At 68.5% G+C, this 17,074-nt stretch carries 15 protein-coding genes; 11 read left to right on the top strand and 4 right to left on the bottom strand.

Annotated features, from left to right (window positions below; translation table 11 throughout):
• Positions 1-60 precede the first annotated feature (60 nt).
• Positions 61-1,533, bottom strand: a complete 1,473-nt coding sequence (locus tag PIJ50_RS03455; RefSeq protein ID WP_271972707.1) for a calcium-binding protein — start codon at positions 1,531-1,533, stop codon at positions 61-63.
• 206 nt (positions 1,534-1,739) lie between these two features.
• Here PIJ50_RS03455 and PIJ50_RS03450 point away from each other — a divergent pair, with 206 nt between their 5' ends.
• The gene (locus tag PIJ50_RS03450) at positions 1,740-3,107 is read left to right on the top strand and encodes a DUF2793 domain-containing protein (RefSeq protein ID WP_271972705.1); all 1,368 of its coding nucleotides are present in this window, start codon (positions 1,740-1,742) and stop codon (positions 3,105-3,107) included.
• Here PIJ50_RS03450 and PIJ50_RS03445 read toward each other — a convergent pair.
• Together PIJ50_RS03445 and PIJ50_RS03440 are read right to left on the bottom strand one after the other, a co-directional pair.
• Positions 3,054-4,097 (bottom strand): hypothetical protein, encoded by a 1,044-nt coding sequence (locus tag PIJ50_RS03445; RefSeq protein WP_271972702.1) that lies wholly within the window; start codon positions 4,095-4,097, stop codon positions 3,054-3,056. The genes PIJ50_RS03450 and PIJ50_RS03445 overlap by 54 nt on opposite strands.
• Positions 4,097-4,897, bottom strand: coding sequence for an ABC transporter permease (locus PIJ50_RS03440; protein ID WP_442900703.1), 801 nt, complete (start codon positions 4,895-4,897; stop codon positions 4,097-4,099). The genes PIJ50_RS03445 and PIJ50_RS03440 overlap by 1 nt, the downstream gene beginning before the upstream one ends.
• 258 nt (positions 4,898-5,155) lie before the next feature.
• Here PIJ50_RS03440 and PIJ50_RS03435 point away from each other — a divergent pair, with 258 nt between their 5' ends.
• The 4 genes from PIJ50_RS03435 (at position 5,156) to galE (ending at position 8,904) form a co-directional block, all read left to right on the top strand.
• A complete protein-coding gene (locus tag PIJ50_RS03435; protein WP_271972698.1) occupies positions 5,156-6,238 on the top strand; it encodes a KpsE/RkpR family capsule polysaccharide export protein in 1,083 nt (360 codons plus the stop codon).
• Positions 6,235-6,918 (top strand): ABC transporter ATP-binding protein, encoded by a 684-nt coding sequence (locus tag PIJ50_RS03430; protein WP_271972696.1) that lies wholly within the window; start codon positions 6,235-6,237, stop codon positions 6,916-6,918. Before PIJ50_RS03435 ends, PIJ50_RS03430 begins: the two co-directional genes overlap by 4 nt.
• Positions 6,900-7,841, top strand: a complete 942-nt coding sequence (locus tag PIJ50_RS03425) for a glycosyltransferase family 2 protein (protein WP_271972694.1) — start codon at positions 6,900-6,902, stop codon at positions 7,839-7,841. Before PIJ50_RS03430 ends, PIJ50_RS03425 begins: the two co-directional genes overlap by 19 nt.
• A gap of 79 nt (positions 7,842-7,920) precedes the next feature.
• Positions 7,921-8,904 carry a UDP-glucose 4-epimerase GalE gene (galE, locus tag PIJ50_RS03420; protein WP_271972691.1) on the top strand — a complete coding sequence of 328 codons (984 nt, stop codon included), beginning with the start codon at positions 7,921-7,923 and terminating at the stop codon, positions 8,902-8,904.
• Here galE and PIJ50_RS03415 read toward each other — a convergent pair.
• A complete protein-coding gene (locus PIJ50_RS03415; RefSeq protein WP_271972689.1) occupies positions 8,894-9,334 on the bottom strand; it encodes an NUDIX hydrolase in 441 nt (146 codons plus the stop codon). The genes galE and PIJ50_RS03415 overlap by 11 nt on opposite strands.
• A gap of 92 nt (positions 9,335-9,426) precedes the next feature.
• Here PIJ50_RS03415 and hslO point away from each other — a divergent pair, with 92 nt between their 5' ends.
• Genes hslO through PIJ50_RS03385 form a run of 6 tightly spaced genes read left to right on the top strand, consistent with a single transcriptional unit; the run spans position 9,427 to position 17,008 of the window.
• Positions 9,427-10,404: an Hsp33 family molecular chaperone HslO gene (gene hslO / locus PIJ50_RS03410; RefSeq protein WP_271972687.1), complete on the top strand. Its 978-nt coding sequence runs from the start codon at positions 9,427-9,429 to the stop codon at positions 10,402-10,404.
• Complete coding sequence (locus tag PIJ50_RS03405; RefSeq protein WP_271972684.1) at positions 10,394-10,936, top strand: CoA pyrophosphatase; 543 nt, start codon at positions 10,394-10,396, stop codon at positions 10,934-10,936. Before hslO ends, PIJ50_RS03405 begins: the two co-directional genes overlap by 11 nt.
• Complete coding sequence (locus tag PIJ50_RS03400) at positions 10,933-12,045, top strand: CCA tRNA nucleotidyltransferase (RefSeq protein WP_271972681.1); 1,113 nt, start codon at positions 10,933-10,935, stop codon at positions 12,043-12,045. Before PIJ50_RS03405 ends, PIJ50_RS03400 begins: the two co-directional genes overlap by 4 nt.
• A gap of 57 nt (positions 12,046-12,102) precedes the next feature.
• Complete coding sequence (locus PIJ50_RS03395; RefSeq protein ID WP_271972678.1) at positions 12,103-13,944, top strand: ABC transporter ATP-binding protein; 1,842 nt, start codon at positions 12,103-12,105, stop codon at positions 13,942-13,944.
• Positions 13,941-15,788, top strand: coding sequence for an ABC transporter ATP-binding protein (locus tag PIJ50_RS03390; protein ID WP_271972676.1), 1,848 nt, complete (start codon positions 13,941-13,943; stop codon positions 15,786-15,788). Before PIJ50_RS03395 ends, PIJ50_RS03390 begins: the two co-directional genes overlap by 4 nt.
• On the top strand, positions 15,785-17,008 hold the full coding sequence (locus tag PIJ50_RS03385; RefSeq protein WP_271972674.1) for a class I SAM-dependent RNA methyltransferase: 1,224 nt from the start codon (positions 15,785-15,787) through the stop codon (positions 17,006-17,008). Before PIJ50_RS03390 ends, PIJ50_RS03385 begins: the two co-directional genes overlap by 4 nt.
• Positions 17,009-17,074: the final 66 nt, after the last annotated feature.

The raw sequence follows: 17,074 nt of genomic DNA, 5'->3' as shown, positions 1-17,074 counted from the left end.
GCGTCCCCTCCGATCCGTGTCGGCGTCAGGATGGCGGGAAACACCTTCGGGTTGGTTAACCTAAAACAGGAAATCGTCCGCGGTCCAGGTGTCGGCCTTCAGCGACTGGTCGTCCCCGCTTTGCACGATCACCGTATGGCCGTTCCAGCTGAGGGTGGCGCTGGTGCCGCTGGACACGATCGTCAGCACCGAGGGATCGTAGATCATGCCCCAGTCGCTGAGGTCGATCCGATCCTCTCCGCGGATGAAATCGGCGATGTAGTCCTTGCCCGCGTTGCCCGCCAGAACGAAGACGTCGGCCCCGGCGCCGCCGGTCAGGTGGTTGCCGCCGCCGCGCCCCATCAGCACGTCGTCCCCCTTGCCGCCGTTCAGCACGTCCCGCGCCCCCCCGCCGATCAGCAGGTCACCGCCGTTGGTCCCGTTCAGGGTCGAATGGCCGGAGGTGGTCTGAATGCGGTTTCCCAGATTCCCCATGTCCAGCGTCAGGTGCACCAGCCCGGGCATGTCGGCGCGCCCGAGGAAGATCTGCACGTCGTCGCCCCGCACCACCGCCTCGACCGAGGCGACGGCGCCGGGGGTCCAGCCCTCCGCCTCGGTGGACAGGTGATGATAAAGCTCGCCCCCCGGCAGGAGTTCCAGAAGCGAAACGCCGCCATCGTTCCCGGCGGCGACGATGAAGGTGCGGTCGTTCTTGGTGAAGATCGCAAGATCCTCCACCCCGTGGAAGCGGGTGGTCAGATCGTCGTTCAGCTGGTCCTGCACGAACATCACGCCAAGATCGTTCACCCGCACGACCGAGATGGAGCTGCTGAGGTTGGAGGCCGCGATCACGTACTGTTCTCCCGCCACCTCCACCTTGTGGAGCGAGGCGATGCCGCTGACCCACAAGCCGTCCTTGGGGCGCAACTCGTCGGTCAGGATCAGCTTTCCGGCGGCCGTCACTTCGTGCGCGGTGATGCCGCCTTCCTTGGGCGAACTGCTGAGAACGAAGCTTTTCCCGCCGACCGTGACGGAGACGAGGTCGTTTACGCCGTCGAGCATGGTCTTGTCGCTGTCGGCCTTCACATCGGTGGCCTTCACCGTCCAGTTCGTGTTCAGCGCGTAAAGCCGCAGATGGGCGCCCGCGCTGTCGGCCGCGGCAAGGAAGGTCTGGCCTCCCACCTCCACCGACGTCATGGTGGTGGCGGAGGCGAGGCCGGTCAGGCCGGACATCTGCGCCCCGCCGGACGCCAGGACATCGGCCATGCGCGTGGCCCCCGAATCGTCCGACGGCAGCAGAAGCCGCAGATCCCCGTTCAGCGTCACCGGCAGCAGATCGTCGGGCCAGCTGTAGGTTCCACCCAGGGACGTGCTGGCGGCATGGCTGACGCTCCCGGTGTCCGAGATGCGGAAGGACTGCATCCCCGCCGACGCCTCGGACGCGGCGAAGAGGAACGTGTCCGCCCCCACCGTCACCACCGACAGGCTGGTCAGCGAGGACCAGTGCGCCAGCGCATTTCCTTCGAACACCTGACGGAGTTGCGGCCCTTTCATGCGTTCCACCTTGCCATGTTCCGAGGGGGGCAGCCTGTGCCGGTGCGGTTAACCGGGCTTTGCCAGAATGGGGCAGCATTGCGGCGCATGCGGCGTTATTGAGACAAACCCTTGGCGTTGCGCGGCGGCGCGCGGTGCCCTCAGAACCCGGAAACCCCGCGCGCCTAGCCTTGCGTCCATCCTTTCCAACGCCCGGGTTCCGCCAGATGTCCGACTCCTCCCTCGTCCTGTCGTTGCCGCTGATCCAGCCGCAGCAGGCCCAGAAACACATCACCCACAACGAGGCGCTGGCCCGGCTGGACCTGCTGGTGCAGCTGGCCGTCGCGACGCAGGGCGGCACGCAGGCGCCGGCCGCCGTGCCGGGCGACCGCCACATCGTGGGGGCGGGGGCCTCCGGCCTGTGGGCCGGACACGACCACGAGGTCGCGCTGATGACTGAAACGGGCTGGAGCTTTGAGGCACCGAAACCGGGTTGGCAGGCCTTTGTTCTGGACCAGTCCCGTGCGCTGGTCTGGTCGGGCACGGTCTGGAAGGCCGCCGCGGATTCCCGCCCGGTGGTGGAGCGGCTGGGCGTCGGCACCACGCCGGACGCGGGCAATCCACTGGCCGTGGCGGGGGCCGCGACCTTGCTGACCCATGCGGGCGGCAGCCACCGGCTGAAGGTGAACAAGGCGGCCACCGCCGAAACCGCCAGCCTGCTGTTCCAAAGCAACTGGAGCGGGCGGGCCGAGATGGGGCTGGCCGGAGAGGACGCGTTTTCCCTGAAGGTCAGCCCGGACGGGTCGACGTTCCGCACGGCACTGACGGCCAACCCCGCGACGGGGGCCGTGACCTTGCCCGCCGGCTTGGTGATGGAGGGGGCTGTGACCGGCAAGGGTGTGATGCAGGGCGCCACCGATACCACGGACGGACGGCTGATGACGACCGGCGCCTTCGGGCTGGGGCGGGCGAAGGGCAAGGGCGTGGCGCAGGCCTCGGCCGCTGCGGTGCCGGGGGCGGGGCTTTATTCCATGGCGGCCGCCGCCGATCCCGCGCGGCGGGGCGAGGAGCGGGCGCTTCTGGCCATCGCCACCGAGGCGCAGCCGGCGGCCTTCCTCAGCTGGGCCATGGCGGGCAGCGTGGCACGTCCCTTGTTCGGGGGCGTGGACGGCGCCGGAACTCTGCGCTGGGACGCGGCGCTGACGCGCGAAACGGCCGTGGGCACCGTTGCCGCTCAGCCCGACGCGGCCAGTCCCGCCGTGCTGGAAACCGGCGGCACCGCCACCTCCCGCTATCTGCGGCTGGCCGACGGCACGCAGATCTGCTGGGGCCGCTTCAGCCTGTCGGCCGTCGCCGTGAACATCGAGTTTGCGGGCGGCTTCCGGTCGGCCGGGCAGTCGGTATCCTTTGCCAAGCCGTTCAGCGACACGCCCACCCTGACCACCGGCTGCGCCGATCTGGGGGTGTCGGACGCGCTCAGCGGCGGGAACGGATCGGTGGGCGTGGCGGGCTTTGCCACCTACCTGTGGCGTGCCACGACCTCAGCCTCGGCGCGGCTGGCCGGCAGCTACGTCGCGATCGGCCGCTGGTTTTAACGAGGCGTAGAACGCGTGGCGGTTGCAGCGCAGCCAGAACCACGCGTCGATCCGGTCGCGGAACACCAGCTCCTCCTCCGCTTCCTGCCCGGTGACGGCGAAGCCCGGCTGATGCGGTGCCAGCCGCTCGGCCAGACGGGCGTTGGAAGGCGCGAAGTGCCTCTTCACGGCGTCCAGTTCGGCCGCTGTGAAGAGGGTGGAGCGGGCCTCGGCGCTGAACTGTTCCTGAAAGGCGACGGTCGTGGAGGTGACAAGCGTTGCGGGTGCGGGATAGGGGGCGGCGATGGTGGCCGCCGCCCAAGACGCCAGCGGCTCGGGCGAGGTGTTGGAGCGCCCGTCGTTCACGGGCGTCAGGAGGGCGGGATCCATCTCGGACCCGACCGCCCGCAGCACCGCGCCCAGAAGCCCGCCTTCGCCGGACGAGGCGGTGGCGTGGTCCAGAAACACGATGTCCTCGGGCGGAAAGGTTTCCAGAAGGTGGTCGTAAAGCTCGTTGAAATCCGCCCACAGCCCGCGCGCGCGGTGGGTGGAAATGGCGCCGCGCACGAGGTCGATCGGCGTGATCGGCGGGGCGTGCCGCTTGGCCACCTCCAGCCAGATGGATTGCAGGAACCGCCATTGCGCCCGCAGGGTGCACAGCACCCGGATCCGGCCGAACGGGGCCAGCCACCGGCGCAGGCTGGCCAGATCGACCTGAAGGCCGGGTTCGGCGCGGGACAATTCCTCGGACGACAGGAACACGGTGCCGGGGCGGTGGGCCAGTTCGGTCGCCAGTTCCGCCAGCACCGTCGGACTGCCCTGCGGCAGGCGGTAATGGACGGGCAGATACGGGTTCCAGTCATAAGCCAGCCCGTGATGGCCGTTGGCCTGCCCGATGCGCGGGTAATACAGCCCGTGGCGCGCCAGAAGGTCCGCATTGCGGGTGAAGGTGTCTTGGATCAGGGTGGTGCCGGTCTTGTGCAGGCCGATGTGCAGAACAAGGTCGGCCATCACGCGCCCTCGTTCAGGATGCTGCGGTGGTGCCGGCGCAGCAGCAGCATCCCCAGGAACAGCGTGACGATCGCCACGGCGAAGACATAAAGCGGCGAGGTGAAGCGTGCGTCATGGGTGGCGTAGATGCCGGCCCGCATCTCGTCGATGACGTGCACGAGGGGATTGAACCACAACAGGTCGCGGAAGGAGGCGGGCACCCCGTCGAACAGGAAGAACACGCCGGACATCATGAACAAGGGCCGGTTGAGGATGGACCAGATCCGTTCCCAGACCGGGAAGCTGCTGCACAGGTAGCAGTTCAGCGTGCCGACCCCCGCCGCGAGCGAGAAGGCCATGGCCATGGCCAGAAGGATGCGCGGATGATCCAGATTCTCGTGCAGACCGAACGCGAGGATGATGCCCTGGATCAGCAGCACGAAGACCACAAGTTCCGTCAGGGCGTTCAGCAGGAACCGCGCCAGCATCGCGTCGACGAAGGTCACCCCCGGATAGGCCAGAAGCGGCTTCGAATAGCGGATGGCCGTGCCGATCTTGCCCGAGATCCCCGCATACATCATGAACGGCAGGTAGCCCGAGGCGTAGAACAGCGCGAAGTTCGTGCCCAGCGGCGGGCGGTCGAAGAACATCGCGAACATGGCCGACATCAGCACCAGCGCCAGCACGGGTTCCAGCACGGCCCAGAGATAGCCGCCGGGCGAGGTGCCGTATTGCGTCCCCATCTCGCGCAGGATCAGGGCTAGGATCGCCCGGGCCGTGGGAAACGACCGGCGAGCGTTGGTCATCGAAGGGGATGTGATCATCGGGTCGTCCTGTGGTGATCCTGCCGTCATGTCCGCGAAAAACCCGTTTGACAAGTGGAAGGGCTTGAAATGACGGCAACACAGGCGTGATAAGACGGCGACAACGGCAGGGGCGCGGGCCCCTTTGCAGAAGGTGGCACCGTCATTCTGACCTTCCTCAAGAAACTGTCGGCCGAAGGGCCGGACACCGTCTTCACCCCCGGCCGCCCGACGGTCGCGACGGCCGGCGCCCGTCTGCGCCATCACGGGATCCTCGTGTCGTTCGCGCTGGTCGTGGCGGTGCCGGTGGCGCTGTCGGCGGGATACATGTTCGGGGTGGCGCAGGACCAGTTCGCTTCCACCGTCAGCTTTTCCGTCCGGTCCGAGGATGTGAGCGCGGCCACCTCGCTCCTCAGCGGGCTGTCCAGCCTGTCAGGCAGCAGTTCATCCGACACGGACGTGCTTTACGACTTCATCCGCAGCCAGGACATGGTGCGGCAGGTGGATGACACGATGGACCTGCGCGCGATCTATGGCAGGCCCGCCTTCGATCCCGTCTTCGCCTTCGATCCCCAAGGCACGATCGAGGATCTGACCGACTACTGGCACCGCATGGTGAAGGTCTATTATGACCGGTCCACCAGCCTGATCGAGCTGAAGGTGCTGGCCTTCGATCCGCAGGACGCGCGCGCCGTGGCGCAGGAGGTGTTCTCCGTCGCCTCGGCCATGATCAACGACCTGTCGGCCATCGCCCGCGACGACGCCACCCGCTATGCCAGCGACGAGCTGGAGCGGGCGGCCGACCAGTTGCGCGCGGCCCGCGTGGCGCTGACCGAATTTCGGTCGCGCAACCAGATCGTCGATCCGACCGCCGATCTTCAGGGGCAGATGGGCATCATCAACTCCCTCCAGCAACAGCTGACCGAGGCGATGATTTCCGAGAACATGCTGCGCGACACCACCCGGTCGGACGACGACGCGCGCATCGCGCAGGCCGAACGGCGGATCGAGGTGATCAACCGCCTTCTGACCGACGAGCGCGCGAAGTTCGGCGTGGGCGTGGGCGGCGAGGCCGGCACCACCGGCGACTATTCCGCCCTTGTGGGGGAGTTCGAGCGTCTGAACGTCGACCGCGAATTCGCCGAGCAGACCTATCTGGCGGCCCGGTCCGCCCATGATCTGGCCGTGGCCGAGGCGCAGCGGAAGAACCGCTATCTTGCCGCGCACGTGCAGCCGACCTTGGCCGAATCCTCGCGCTATCCGTCGCGGGGGCTGAACGTGGCGCTGATCGCGGGCTTCCTGCTTCTGGCCTGGGGCACGGCCGTTCTTGTTTATTACAGCATCCGCGACCGGCGATGATCGCCCTTCGGAACCTGTGCAAGAGCTATGTGCTGAACGGAACCCGCCGCGACGTGGCGCGGGACATCACCTTCACCTTTCCATCTGGGGAATGCGTGGGGCTTCTGGGGCGTAACGGGGCGGGCAAGTCCAGCCTGCTGAAGATGATCGCCGGCACGATGGACCCGGATTCGGGGCGCATCGCCTCCACCGGCACGGTGTCCTGGCCCGTGGGCTTTGCCGGCAGCTTTCACGGAGAGATGACGGGCGCGCAGAACACGCGTTTCGTCGCCCGCATCTATGGCGCCGACACCGAGGAGATGCTGAACTTCGTGGAGGGCTTCGCGGATCTGGGCCCGCATTTCCACCTGCCGTTCCGCAGCTATTCCGCCGGGATGCGGTCGCGTCTGGCCTTTGGCGTGTCGATGGCGCTGCATTTCGACACCTATCTGATCGACGAGGTGACGTCGGTCGGCGACGGTGCGTTCAAGGCGCGCAGCCAGCAGGTGCTGATGAAGCGGCTGGAGCGCAGCGGCGCCATCGTCGTCTCCCACTCCATGGACCTGATGCGCAACATCTGTTCGTCCGGCGTGGTGCTGGAGGATGGGCACCTGTTCTACTACGCCCGGATCGAACGGGCGATCGAGCATTACAACCACATCATGAAGGGACGGCCGCCGCCATGGATGAGGGTCCGCTGACCGTGCCACCGCGCGTGGCGCTGCTGCTGGCGACCTTCAACGGCGCGGCCCATCTGCAGGCGCAGCTGGACAGCCTTGCAGCGCAGACGATGCCCCCGACGTGGCTGATCGTGGGGGATGACGGATCCACCGACGACACGCGCCGGATCTTGCAGCGGTTCGCCGACGCCCATCCGTCCATCGACCTGCGTCTGATCGAAGGACCGCGCAAGGGTGCGGCGCTGAACTTCCTGTCCCTTCTGGCGCATGTGCCGCCGGGGGCGGAGGCGGTGGGCTTCTGCGATCAGGACGATGTCTGGCTGCCGGAAAAGACGGCGCGCGCCTGCGCGGCGCTGGCCGGGGCTGCGGGCCCCCGGATGTATTGCGCCGCCACCTGGGTCTGCGACGTGGCCTTGGGGCGTCCGCGTCTGTCGCGCACCCCCTCCTGCGCCACGGGGTTCCGGCATGCGCTGGTCCAGAACGTGGCGGGCGGGAACACGATGATGCTGAACCGCGCCGCCACGGATCTTCTGATCCGCGCGGCGCGGGGGGTGGACGCGCTGATCGTGCATGACTGGTGGGCCTATCAGGTGGTCAGCGGCGCGGGCGGGACCGTTGTCTTCGATCCCGAACCCTGCCTGTGGTATCGTCAGCACGGGCGCAACCAGATCGGGGCGAATGACGGCACCCGCGCGCGCCTGCGCCGCATCGCGATGCTGCTGGGCGGGCATTTCCGCGGCTGGAACGCCGTCAACCTTGCCGCCCTCGGCGCCGCACGTCCCCTTCTGACGGCCGAGGCGGGACAGGTGCTGGACCGTTTCGAGGCCCTGCGGCAGGCGCCCCTGTCGGCGCGGCTGCGGCTTTTGCGGCAGGCGGGCCTTTACCGGCAGGACCTTGCGGGGAATGCCTCCCTCTGGGTGGCGGCGGTCCTTGGCCGGCTGTGAGGACTGCCCCGAGAAGGGCGCTTGATCCGCAACGCGCGCCATGCCACCCCTTGGCCGAACGCAGCATAAAGGGTAGCGAATGCACCATGTTCTGGTCACCGGCGGCGCAGGCTATATCGGCGCGCATGCCTGCAAGGTGCTGAAAGCGGCGGGCTTTGTTCCCGTCACCTTCGACAACATCTCCACCGGATGGGAACAGGCGGTGAAGTTCGGTCCGCTGTTCAAGGGCGACCTGATGAACCGCGCCGACATCGATGCGGCGCTGGCGCAGTACAAGCCCGTCGCCGTCATGCATTTCGCGGCCCTGTCGCTGGTGGGCGAATCGATGAAGGACCCGGCCACCTACTGGCGGGTCAACGTGAACGGCGCGCTGAACCTGCTGGAGGCGACGGTGGCCGCGGGCATCCGCAACTTCGTCTTCTCGTCGACCTGCGCGACCTATGGCGATCAGGACGGCGTGCTTCTGGATGAATCCACCCCCCAGCACCCGATCAACGCCTATGGCGGATCAAAGCTCGCGATCGAAGAGATGGTCCGCAACTTCGGCGCGGCGCATGACCTGAACCACGTGATCTTCCGCTACTTCAACGTGGCGGGCGCCGATCCCGAGGCCGAGGTGGGCGAGCAGCACACCCCCGAGACGCACCTGATCCCGCTGATGCTGGACGCGGTCGCCGGCAAGCGCCCGGCGCTGACAGTGTTCGGCACGGACTACCCCACGCGCGACGGCACCTGCGTGCGCGACTATGTCCACGTGATGGATCTGGTGGACGCGCATGTGCTGGGCCTGAAATGGCTGCTGGACGGGCACGAAAGCCGCGTCTTCTGCCTGGGCACCGGGAACGGCTTCTCGGTCCGCGAGGTGATCGAGGCCTCGCGCGCCGTCACCAACCAGGAGGTGCCGATGGTCTATGGTGACCGCCGGCCGGGCGACGCGGTGACGCTGGTCTCGGGGTCGGAGGCCGCCATCCGCGATCTGGGCTGGCAGCCGAAGCGGTCGAACCTGCGCGACATGATCGGCGACGCGTGGCGCTGGGCGCAGGCCGAACCCTTCAGCGCGTAAGCGCCCGCGCCAGCATCGCCCGGTCGCCTTCGCTGGCCAGTTCGCCCAGCGCCTCGGCGGCCGGCATCCAGACGGCATGATGGCCCGCCTCGGTCGGCGGGCCGATCCGCAGGGTGGGGCGAGCCAGATGGATCAGGCAGACCTTTTCGGCCCATTTGTCGTATTCGGGCATGAAGGTGAAGCGGCGATAGACGCCCAGCCGCGGCCCGATCGCGATGCGCCAGCCGGTTTCCTCCATCACCTCGCGGTGCAGGGCGGCCACTGGGTGTTCGCCCGGGTCGATCCCGCCGCCGGGCAGCTGGATCTCGGGGGTCGGGGCCTCTTGCAGGGTCGTCAGGATCTGCCCGCCGCGCAGGCAGACGGCATAGACCCCCACCCGCCGACGATACCTTTGCCCCGCCTTCAATGCCTCGCCATATCGCCGGATCATGATGCCCTTGGGTCCTTCGGTTGCCGTCCCTATATGGACGCGGTATTGCCTTGGGCCACCATATGCCAAGGCGCCGGCCCCAAGGATACCCCATGACCATCGGATCGCAAATCGCATGGGACGACACCGTCCTTCCCTTCCAGCTTGACCGTTCGGACATCCGCGGCCGCGTGGTGCGGCTGGACGGCGTTCTGGATCAGGTCCTGTCGAAGCACGACTATCCCCCGCAGATCGAGGCGCTGGTCGCGGAATCCGCGCTGCTGACCGCGCTGATCGGCCAGACGATCAAGCTGCGCTGGAAGCTGTCGCTGCAGATCCGCGGCAACGGTGCGGTGAAGCTGATTGCGACGGACTATTACGGCCCGACCGATGACGGGCAGCCCGCCCGGATCCGCGCCTATGCCAGCTTCGAGGCCGACCAGCTGACCGACGCCCCTGCCTTCGAGCAACTGGGCGAGGGATACTTTGCCATCCTGATCGACCAGGGGGAGGGGACCGTGCCCTATCAGGGCATCACCCCCATTTCCGGCGGGTCGCTGTCCAAATGCGCCGAGACGTATTTCGCGCAGTCCGAACAGCTGCCCACCCGGTTCGAACTGTCCTTCGGCCGGTCGCAGGTGCCGGGTGCCGCGGAAAGTTGGCGCGCGGGCGGCGTGATGCTGCAGCACATGCCCAAGGCCTCGCCTTCCGTGGGCGAAGCCTCGGGCGAAGGCGGCCTTCTGACCCATGCCGACATCCTGAACGGGGACGAGGGCGAGAACTGGATGCGCGCCAACTACCTTCTGGACACGGTGGAGGATCTGGAACTGATCGGCCCCTCCCTTGCGCCGACCGACCTTCTGGTGCGCCTGTTCCACGAGGAAGGCCCCCGCGTCTTCGAGAGCCAGCCCCTGCGGTTCGGGTGTTCCTGTTCCGAGGACAAGGTCCGCGCCGCGCTGGAGCCCTATCCGGCCGAGGAGATCGCGGAGATGATGACCGCCGACGGCACCGTCACCGCCGATTGCCAGTTCTGCGGCGCACATTACGATCTGGACCCGGCCACCTTGGGGCGCCGCGGGGATGACGCGTGACGCGCTGATCGCGGCCCTGGCGCGCCCCGCGCCGGTGGCTCCGCCGGTCCATGGCCTGAAACCGGCGGCGGTTCTGCTGGCGGTGCAGGACGGTCGGCTGTGGCTGACCAAGCGCGCCTCGGGCCTGCGGCACCATCCGGGGCAGATCGCGCTGCCGGGCGGCAAGCAGGACCCCGCCGACGCCGACGCCACCGCCTGCGCCCTGCGCGAGGCGGAGGAGGAGGTGGGCCTGCCCCGCGCCGCCGTCACCGTTCTGGGCACGCTGCCGGTGCAGGACACCGTGACCGGCTTCGCCATCACCCCGGTCCTGGCCGAGATCACGGGCCCCTTCACCCCTTTCGCCCAAGCGGGGGAGGTGGAGGAAGTGTTCGCCGTCCCCTTGGCCCACGTTCTGGACCCGTCGCACTATGTGCCGCAGTCGCGGCTGTGGGCGGGGCGACGGCGGACCTACTGGACCGCGCCCTGGGGACCCTATTACATCTGGGGCGCGACCGCCGACATCCTGCGCGGTCTGGCGCTGAGGATGACATGAAGATCGAAGGTGACTGGCTGGCCGTGGCCGAACCTGTCTGCACAATGCTGACGGATGCGGGACACCGTGCCCTGTTCGTGGGCGGCTGCGTGCGCAACGCGCTGCTGGGCGCGCCCGTGTCCGATCTGGACATCGCCACCGACGCCCGGCCCGAACGCGTGATGGCCTTGGCCAAGGCGACGGGCCTACGGGCCATCCCCACGGGCATCGACCATGGCACCGTCACCGTTCTGTCCGAAGGTCAGCCGTTCGAGATCACGACCTTCCGGCGCGACGTGGACACCGACGGCCGCCACGCCACCGTGGCCTTCACAGAGGACGTGGCCGAGGATGCGGCGCGGCGCGACTTCACCATGAACGCTCTTTACGCCAAAGCCGATGGCACCGTCCTTGATCCACTTGGCGGGTTGCCGGACCTGAAGGCGCGGCACGTCCGCTTTGTGGGGGATCCTGCGGCCCGGATCACCGAGGATTACCTGCGCATCCTGCGCTTCTTCCGCTTTCACGCGATCTATGGCGAGGGCGGGCCGGACGCCGAAGGGTTGGCCGCCTGCGCCGAACATGCCGATGGCATCGATACCCTGTCGCGCGAACGGGTGGGGGCCGAGATGAAGAAGCTTCTGGCCGCCCGCGATCCGGCACCCGCCGTGGCCTCCATGGCCACCACGGGGGTGCTGCACCATGTGCTGCCGGGGGCCGATCCGAAACCCTTGGCCGTGCTGGTGCATCTGGAAGGCGGCCTGCCGCCCGACCCCCTTCGCCGGCTGGCCAGCCTTGCCACTGAAGCCGACCTGCGCCTGTCGCGGGCCGAGGCCGCCCGCCTGTCCCGCCTGGCCAGCGCCGCGCGCGAGGGCGAGGATCTGCGCGCGCTGGCCTTTCGCCACGGGGCCGACCTTGCACGCGACGCGGGCCTTGTGCGCGGGGCGCTGACCGGCACCCCGCCCGACCTGTCGGGGATCAAAGAGGCCGCCGCCGCCACCTTCCCCGTGACGGCCCGCGACCTGATGCCCGCGATGTCGGGTCCCGCGCTGGGCGAACGGTTGCGCGCGCTCGAATCCCGCTGGATCGCCTCGGGTTTCCGGCTGACCCGGGATCAGCTTCTGGACTGACGGTTTTCCTTCACACTCCTGCCGCTATATCCGTGGGGCACGCGAAAGGCCTTCCCCATGCTCCGCTTCTTCGAACGGCTCGTCGATCCCTACGCGCCCTATGACATGACCGACACGCCCCCGAACCGGCTGTGGCCGTTCCTGAAGGGCTACATGCGGCCGTTCCGCAAGGTGTTCGCCGTGACGGGCGCGCTGTCGGTGGTGGTGGCGGTCACGGATCTGGCGCTGATCTGGTATGTGGGGCGGGTGGTGGATCTTCTGGCCACCGGCACCCCGCAACAGGTCTGGACCACCCACGGGACCGAGATCATATGCGTGGCGCTGGCCGTGCTGTTCCTGCGCCCCATCGCGGCGGCGGCGAACACGGCGCTGCTGCACAACGCCATCCTCCCCAACTTCGGCACGCTGATCCGGTGGCGCGCCCACCGCCACGTCCTGCGCCAGCCCGTGGGATGGTTCGAAAGCGACTTCGCCGGCCGGCTGGCCAACCGCATCATGCAGACGCCCCCTGCCGCGGGGGATGCGGTGTTCAACGTGTTCGACGCCGTGGCCTTTGCCGCCACGACGGCGGTCGGCTCGCTGGTCGTGCTGGGGCAGGCCGACGCTCGCCTGATGGTGCCGCTGCTGGTGTGGTTCGCGGCCTACGGCCTGCTGATGCGCTGGACGGTCCGGCGCGCGGGGCCGGCGGCCAAGGCGTCGTCGGACGCGCGGTCGGCCGTCACGGGTCGGGTGGTGGACGCCTACACCAACATCCATTCGGTCAAGCTGTTCGCCCATGATGACCGCGAGGAGGGGCACGCCCGGGAGGCCATCGAGCACGCCCGCCAGACCTTCGCGCACGAGATGCGGATCGTCAGCCGCATGGACATCAGCCTGACCGTGATCAACGGGATGATGATCGTGGCCGTGATCGGCTGGGCGGTGCTGCTGTGGTACGGGGGCGCTGCGACGGCAGGGGTCGTGGCCGCGGCCTCGGCGCTGGTGCTGCGGCTGAACAACATGACCTACTGGATCATGTGGGCCACCCAGCAGCTGTTCCAGTCCCTTGGCACCATCGCCGAGGGGATGGAAACCATCGCCCAGCCCATCGCGCTGACGGACGCCCGGGGCGCCGCTGATCTGGTTCTGACCGAAGGGCGCATCGATCTGGACCGCGTGACGCATCACTACGGCCGATCCTCTGGCGGGTTGCAGGACGTGACGCTGACGATCCGGCCCGGCGAACGTCTGGGCGTGGTCGGCCGGTCGGGGGCCGGCAAGTCCACGCTGGTGAAGCTGCTCTTGCGGTTTTACGATGTGGAGGGGGGCGAGATCCGCATCGACGGGCAGAACATCGCCCATGTCACGCAGGCGAGCCTGCGCCGCGCCATCGGCATGGTCCAGCAGGACCCGAGCCTTCTGCACCGCAGCGTGCGCGAGAACATCCTGTACGGCCGCCCCGACGCGACCGAGGACGAGATGATCGCGGCCGCGAAACGGGCCGAGGCGCACGACTTCATCCTGACGCTTCAGGACGCTGAAGGGCGGCAGGGCTATGACGCGCAGGTGGGCGAACGGGGCGTGAAGCTGTCGGGCGGCCAGCGCCAGCGCATCGGCCTCGCCCGCGTGATCCTGAAGGACGCCCCGATCCTCGTGCTGGACGAGGCGACCTCGGCGCTGGACAGCGAGGTGGAGGCGGCCATTCAGGAATCGCTTTACGGGGTGATGGCCGGCAAAACCGTGATCGCCATCGCGCACCGGCTGTCCACCATCGCCCACATGGATCGCATTCTTGTTCTGGACGGGGGCGGCATCGCCGAAATCGGCACCCATGACGACCTGCTGGCGCAAGGCGGGCTATATGCCCGGTTCTGGGCGCGCCAATCCGGCGGGTTCATCGACACGGACGAGGACGCATGAACAGCACTCTGCGCCGCCTGGGCGGCCTGATCGACGCCTTCCGCCCCGCCGACGGGCAGCCGCCCGGCACGCTGGGACGCTTCTTCCTGTGGTGCCTGAAGGGATCGTGGCCGGCTTTGGTGCTGGCGGCGGTGATCTCCTGCCTCACCGGCTCGCTGGAGGTGATCTCGGCCTCCATCCTCGGCTGGGTGATCGACGGGGCGCAGGCGGCGGGGCCGGAGGCGCTGTGGTCGAACGGCTGGTACATCCTTGCGGGCCTTGTCGGGTTCTTCGTGCTGCTGCGGCCGTTCTTCTTCGGCCTCTCCTCGGCGTCGAACGCGATCATGGTGCAGCCGAACCTGTTCCCCCTGGTGCTGTCGCGCCTGCACCGCTGGACGATGGGGCAGGACGTCACCTTCTTCGACAACGATTTCGCCGGCCGCATCAGCCAGAAGCAGATGCAGGCCGCGCGCGCCGTGACGGATGTGGCGGCCGAAACGATCAACACGGTGGCCTTCGCGCTGGCCTCGGTCATCGGGTCGGCGCTGTTCCTGATCTCGGTCGACGGGTGGCTGGCGGCGGCGCTGGGCGTCTGGCTGATCGCCTATGCGGGGCTGATCAAGTTCTTCATGCCGCGCATCCGCAAGAATTCGGCGGCGCGGGCGGCGGCGCGGGCCATGGTGTCGGGGCAGGTCGTGGACACGATCACCAACATCAAGACGGTCAAGCTCTTTGCCCATGACGCGTTCGAGGATCGGGTCGCCCTGCAATCCATGGGCACCTTCCGCGACCGGAGCCTGGATTTCGGCGTCATCTCCACCTTCTTCCGGTCGGCGCTGATGCTGTTGTCGGGGCTGCTGCCGGTGATCCTGATCGGCGGCACGCTGTGGATGTGGCAGCGGGGCGCGGCCTCCATCGGCGACGTGGCGGCGGCGGGGGCGATCGCCTTGCGGTTGGCGCAGATGTCGGGCTGGGTCAGCTTCACGCTGATGTCCATCTACACCTCGATCGGAGAGGTGGAGGACGCGATGCACACGCTGGCCAAGCCCCACAAGCTGCCCGACGCGCCCGAGGCCGCGGCCCTGCCCGCCATCCGGGGCGAGGTGGCGTTCGACGGCGTGACCTTCACCTATGGCGGACGGCATGGCGGGGTGCAGGACATCAACCTGACGATCCGCGCCGGGGAAAAGCTGGGCATCGTCGGCGCCTCGGGGGCGGGGAAGTCCACGCTCGTGGCGCTGCTGCTGCGGCTTTACGACGTGGAAAAGGGCGCGGTGCGGATCGACGGGCAGGACGTGCGCCACATCACGCAGGAAAGTCTGCGCCGCCAGATCGGGATGGTCACGCAGGAAACGGCGATGTTCAACCGGTCCGCCCGCGACAACATCCTGTATGGCCGGCCGGAGGCGAGCGAGGACGACCTGCACGCCGCCGCCCGCGCCGCCGAGGCCGAGGAGTTCATCGAGACGATGAGCGACCATCAGGGCCGCACCGGCTACGACGCCTATCTGGGCGAACGGGGGGTGAAGCTGTCGGGCGGGCAGCGCCAGCGGATCGCGCTGGCCCGCGCCTTTGTCAAGGACGCGCCGATCCTCGTGCTGGACGAGGCGACCTCGGCCCTCGATTCGGAGGTGGAGGCGTCGATCCAGCTGGCGCTGGAAAAGGTGATGGAGGGCAAGACCGTGCTGGCCATCGCCCACCGCCTGTCCACCATCGCCGAGATGGACCGGATCGTGGTGCTGGAAAAGGGCCGCATCGTGGAAGAAGGCGGTCACGAGGAGCTTCTGGCGAAAAACGGGGTTTACGCCCGCTACTGGAACCGGCAAAGCGGCGGCTTCCTTGGCTTGGATGAGGCGGCGGAATGAGACTGGTTGCAGATCGACTGGGCCATCGCGGGGACGCGGTCGCGATGGGGCCTTCGGGCCCCGTCTTCATTCCGCGCATCCTTCCGGGCGAAGAGGTGGAAGGCGAGATCACGGGCGACCGCATGGACGCGCCGACGATCCTGACGCCGTCCACCGACCGGGTGCGCGCGCCGTGCCCGCATTACCGCACCTGCGGTGGCTGTTCGCTGCAGCACGCGTCGGACGATTTCGTGGCGCGGTGGAAGCGCGAGGTCGTCGTCACGGCGCTGGCGGGGCAGGGGCTGGAGGCGCCCGTGGGCGAGGTGCAGACCTCCCCCGCCTTCACCCGCCGCCGCGCCACGCTGCACGGGCGGCGCACGAAGGGTGGGGCGCTTCTGGGCTTTCACGCCCGCGCGTCCGACACACTGGTGGCGGTGCCGCACTGCCTGCTGCTGACGCCTTCGCTGAAGGCCGCCTTCCCGGCGCTGGAGGCGCTGGTGAAGGCCGGCGGGTCCCGCACGGCCGAAGTGTCACTGACGGTGACCGACACCTTGGGCGGGCCGGACGTGGCGGTGACGGGCGGAAAGCCGCTGGATCCCGTCCTGCACGGGCAACTGGCGCAGCTGGCCGAACGCTTCGGCCTGTCCCGTCTGGCGTGGGAGGGGGAGGTCATCGCCCTGCGCAACCCGCCGGCCCAGGCCTTCGGTCCGGCCCGCGTGTCGCCGCCCCCCGGCGCGTTCCTGCAGGCTACGGCGGCGGGGGAGGCGGCGCTGCTGGCCTTTGTCCGCCGGTCTGTGGGACCGGCGAAGCGCGTGGCCGATCTGTTCGCAGGCTCCGGCACCTTCGCCCTGCCCTTGGCCGAAAACGCCGAGGTTCATGCGGTGGAGGGCGACGCCGCCATGACCGTTGCGCTGGACCGTGGCTGGCGCGCGGCCCCCGGCCTGAAGCGCGTCACGACCGAGGCGCGCGACCTGTTCCGCCGCCCGCTGGAACCGGACGAACTGAAGCGCTTCGACGCCGTCGTCATCGACCCCCCGCGCGCGGGGGCCGAGGCGCAGGTGAAGGCCCTGGCCCGCGCCTCCGTGCCCGTGATCGCGATGGTGTCCTGCAACCCCGTCACCTTCGCCCGCGATGCGCGCCTGCTGATCGCCGCCGGTTACGTGCTGGAGGAGGTGGAGGTCGTGGACCAGTTCCGCTGGTCCGCGCATGTGGAACTGGCCGCCCGCTTCACACGGAGGTGAGCGGTGCGTGTGAATCCCCGCTAGGCAGCGGGCACGATTCGCGTGTATTTCACGCAAAACACCAGA

The sequence above is a fragment of the Falsirhodobacter sp. 20TX0035 genome (assembly GCF_028307215.1).
Classification (GTDB): Bacteria; Pseudomonadota; Alphaproteobacteria; order Rhodobacterales; family Rhodobacteraceae; genus Falsirhodobacter.
This window is presented reverse-complemented; position numbering and strand designations above follow the sequence as displayed.

What these genes read in the sequence shown, in the direction of transcription:
- PIJ50_RS03455 (WP_271972707.1), bottom strand. Translation starts at nt 1,533, where the DNA reads ATGAAAGGGCCGCAACTCCGTCAGGTGTTCGAAGGAAATGCGCTGGCG.
- PIJ50_RS03450 (WP_271972705.1), top strand. Translation starts at nt 1,740, where the DNA reads ATGTCCGACTCCTCCCTCGTCCTGTCGTTGCCGCTGATCCAGCCGCAG.
- PIJ50_RS03445 (WP_271972702.1), bottom strand. Translation starts at nt 4,097, where the DNA reads ATGGCCGACCTTGTTCTGCACATCGGCCTGCACAAGACCGGCACCACC.
- PIJ50_RS03430 (WP_271972696.1), top strand. Translation starts at nt 6,235, where the DNA reads ATGATCGCCCTTCGGAACCTGTGCAAGAGCTATGTGCTGAACGGAACC.
- PIJ50_RS03425 (WP_271972694.1), top strand. Translation starts at nt 6,900, where the DNA reads ATGGATGAGGGTCCGCTGACCGTGCCACCGCGCGTGGCGCTGCTGCTG.
- galE (WP_271972691.1), top strand. Translation starts at nt 7,921, where the DNA reads ATGCACCATGTTCTGGTCACCGGCGGCGCAGGCTATATCGGCGCGCAT.
- PIJ50_RS03415 (WP_271972689.1), bottom strand. Translation starts at nt 9,334, where the DNA reads ATGATCCGGCGATATGGCGAGGCATTGAAGGCGGGGCAAAGGTATCGT.
- hslO (WP_271972687.1), top strand. Translation starts at nt 9,427, where the DNA reads ATGACCATCGGATCGCAAATCGCATGGGACGACACCGTCCTTCCCTTC.
- PIJ50_RS03405 (WP_271972684.1), top strand. Translation starts at nt 10,394, where the DNA reads ATGACGCGTGACGCGCTGATCGCGGCCCTGGCGCGCCCCGCGCCGGTG.
- PIJ50_RS03400 (WP_271972681.1), top strand. Translation starts at nt 10,933, where the DNA reads ATGAAGATCGAAGGTGACTGGCTGGCCGTGGCCGAACCTGTCTGCACA.
- PIJ50_RS03395 (WP_271972678.1), top strand. Translation starts at nt 12,103, where the DNA reads ATGCTCCGCTTCTTCGAACGGCTCGTCGATCCCTACGCGCCCTATGAC.
- PIJ50_RS03390 (WP_271972676.1), top strand. Translation starts at nt 13,941, where the DNA reads ATGAACAGCACTCTGCGCCGCCTGGGCGGCCTGATCGACGCCTTCCGC.
- PIJ50_RS03385 (WP_271972674.1), top strand. Translation starts at nt 15,785, where the DNA reads ATGAGACTGGTTGCAGATCGACTGGGCCATCGCGGGGACGCGGTCGCG.